The organism is Mesorhizobium sp. M2A.F.Ca.ET.037.01.1.1 (assembly GCF_003998075.1).
Taxonomy (GTDB): Bacteria; Pseudomonadota; Alphaproteobacteria; order Rhizobiales; family Rhizobiaceae; genus Mesorhizobium.
This window is the reverse complement of record NZ_RZSA01000878.1, coordinates 1-2,793: the sequence shown is the minus strand read 5'-3', so window position 1 is coordinate 2,793 and position 2,793 is coordinate 1. Positions and strand designations below refer to the sequence as shown.

Here is a 2,793-nt window from a genome sequence, read left to right as displayed (position 1 = left end):
GGCCGAGGCGGACCTGCCGGAGGTCGAGAGCCGCATCGAGGCGCTGCAGAAGGACATCCAAATCCTGCTCCTGCCCAAGGATGCGGCCGACGAAAGGAACGCCATCCTCGAAATCCGCGCGGGCACCGGCGGCGACGAGGCAGCACTGTTCGCAGGCGATCTCTTCCGCATGTATGAGCGCTATGCCGCCTCGCGCGGCTGGCGCTTCGAGGTCGTTTCGGCCAGCGACGGCGAGGTCGGCGGCTACAAGGAAATCATCGCCTCGGTGTCGGGCAAGGGCGTGTTCGCGCATCTGAAGTTCGAATCCGGCGTTCACCGCGTCCAGCGCGTGCCGGAAACCGAAGCCGGCGGGCGCATCCATACCTCGGCGGCGACGGTCGCTGTGCTGCCCGAGGCCGAGGAGGTCGATATCGACGTCCGGCCGGAGGATATCCGCATCGATACGATGCGCGCCTCGGGGTCCGGCGGTCAGCACGTCAACACCACCGACTCGGCGGTTCGCATCACCCACCTGCCAACCGGCATCATGGTGGTGCAGGCGGAGAAGTCGCAGCACCAGAACCGGGCGCGCGCCATGCAGATCCTGCGCGCGCGGCTCTACGACCTCGAGCGCAGCCGCGCGGATGAGGAGCGCTCTGAGTCACGCAAATCGCAGGTCGGGTCCGGCGACCGGTCGGAGCGCATCCGCACCTACAACTTCCCGCAAGGGCGCGTCACCGACCATCGCATTAACCTCACGCTCTACAAGCTCGACCGGGTGATGATGGGCGAGCTCGACGAGGTCATCGACGCGCTGATCGCCGACCATCAGTCGAAGCTGCTTGCCGATATGAGCCTCGATGGCTGATCGACTGCCCGCCGCGCTTGGCCCGCTGCTCAGGGCGGCGCGCGAACGTCTGGCCACCGCCGGCATTGACGATCCAGGGCTCGATTCCCGGCTGATCGTCGAACATTTTTCCGGCACGACCCGCACCCAGGCAATTGCCGACCCAGGGCAAAAGGTGGGTTCGGCGGCGCTTTCGGCCATCGAATCCGCCCTGAGGCGTCGCGTCGCAGGCGAGCCGGCGCACCGCATCCTCGGTTATCGCGAATTCTACGGCTTGCGCCTGTCGCTCTCACCGGAGACGCTTGAGCCGCGGCCGGACACCGAGACGCTGGTAGACGCCATTCTGCCTTTCGCCAGGACAACGGCGGAAAGGCTCGGCGAATGCCGCATTCTCGACCTCGGCACCGGAACCGGCGCCATCGCGCTGGCCCTGCTCAACGCCGTTCCGGTTGCCACCGCGACGGGCGTCGACATTTCACCAGACGCATTGGCGACTGCGGCCGGAAATGCCCGGGATCTGGGGCTCGGCGGGCGCTTCAAAGCCTTGCATTCCAACTGGTTCGAAAAAGTTTCGGGCTCCTACCATGTAATTGCCTCGAACCCTCCCTATATACCCAGTCGAGAGATTGGAAATCTGCAGGACGAGGTCCGCGATTTCGACCCGCACCGGGCCTTGGATGGTGGTGCGGATGGTTTGGACCCCTACCGGGTCATCGCCGCCGAAGCGGCAGGATTTCTGGAAACGCAAGGCAGGGTAGCGGTCGAGATCGGCCACACGCAGAAAAACGAGGTCAGCGGAATATTCGCGGCAGCGGGCTATGTGTTAACCGGAACACATCGCGACCTCGGCGGCAATGACAGAGTTCTGGTGTTCGAGCGGCGAAAGCCCTGATACAGCGCGAAAAAACCGCTTGGCAATATAAGGGAATGCAGTTAGGGTCCGGCTCAACCGGATGAGACGAAGCAGGCAGTGCTCCCAGCGATTCGGTTTTCCTTGGAAATAGCTGCCTTCTTGCGCAAACGACGCCCAAGCTTCGTGCGGGAATCGTCCGGCAAGTGATGTAACCGGAACAGGATGGCACGTGGCGCCAACGCAATTGATGCGGGCGAACGCCGGTGAAGAAACGAAACGGCTGGCTGCATGAGCGCCTCCGTTCGTGAAGAGTTTTTCGAAAATTCACTATGAAGAGAGTCTAATGAGGCCACAACAGCAGAACAGGCGCATGCGCGGTCGCAACAACAATGGCGGCGGTGGCAACAACAACAACCGCAAGGGGCCAAATCCCCTGACCCGCACCTACGAGAGCAACGGCCCGGACGTGAAGATCCGCGGATCGGCTCAACAGATCGCCGAAAAATACGCCACACTCGCCCGTGACGCGCAGAGCTCCGGCGACAGGGTGATGGCGGAGAACTATCTCCAGCACGCCGAGCACTACAATCGCATCATTGCCGCCGCGCAGGCGCAGATGCCGATCCAGAACGCCCAGCAAAACCGCGACGACTTCGACGATGATCTCGATGAGGATCGTGACGAGTTCGATTCTGTCGGCAACAGCAACGGCGGTGGAGCCGAGGCGCCGGCCGCGGCGAACGGCTCGGGGCCGCAGCCTGTGATCGAAGGCACGCCGGCGGAGCTCGCCTACAACCAGGAAAACGGCCGCGACAACAACCGGCGCGACAACAACCAGCGCGACAACCGCGACAACAATGGCCGCGACCGGCATCGTGACCGCCGCAACGGCGGCTACGGCCAGTATGGCCAGAACGGTCAGCGTGGCGACAACGCCCAGCGCGGCGAGCATGGCGGCCAGCAGTTCGACCAGAACCGGCGCAATGAGACCCCGGCGCAGCCCGAGGCCGCTGGAGAAGCCGGACCCCAGGCCGAGCAGGCGCCGCAGTTCGACAGTTTCTCGCCGGCAGCGCTCGCCGCACAGGCGGAGCTCAACGAAGCCGCCATGGACAAT

3 protein-coding genes are annotated in these 2,793 nt (G+C 64.1%); all 3 read left to right on the top strand.

The genetic code is table 11. The features are described 5' to 3' along the window. A partial coding sequence (prfA, locus tag EOA27_RS30615) for a peptide chain release factor 1 (RefSeq protein ID WP_127258001.1) occupies positions 1-847 on the top strand: 847 nt, incomplete at its 5' end. Next, on the top strand, positions 840-1,718 hold the full coding sequence (prmC, locus tag EOA27_RS30610; RefSeq protein WP_126081089.1) for a peptide chain release factor N(5)-glutamine methyltransferase: 879 nt from the start codon (positions 840-842) through the stop codon (positions 1,716-1,718). The genes prfA and prmC, both read left to right, overlap by 8 nt. 331 nt (positions 1,719-2,049) lie before the next feature. Beyond that, on the top strand, positions 2,050-2,793 hold a 744-nt coding region (locus EOA27_RS30605), incomplete at its 3' end, for a DUF4167 domain-containing protein (protein ID WP_245491203.1).

Bases quoted from the DNA above. Each gene is read 5' to 3' on its own strand.
- prmC (WP_126081089.1), top strand. From the start codon at position 840: ATGGCTGATCGACTGCCCGCCGCGCTTGGCCCGCTGCTCAGGGCGGCG.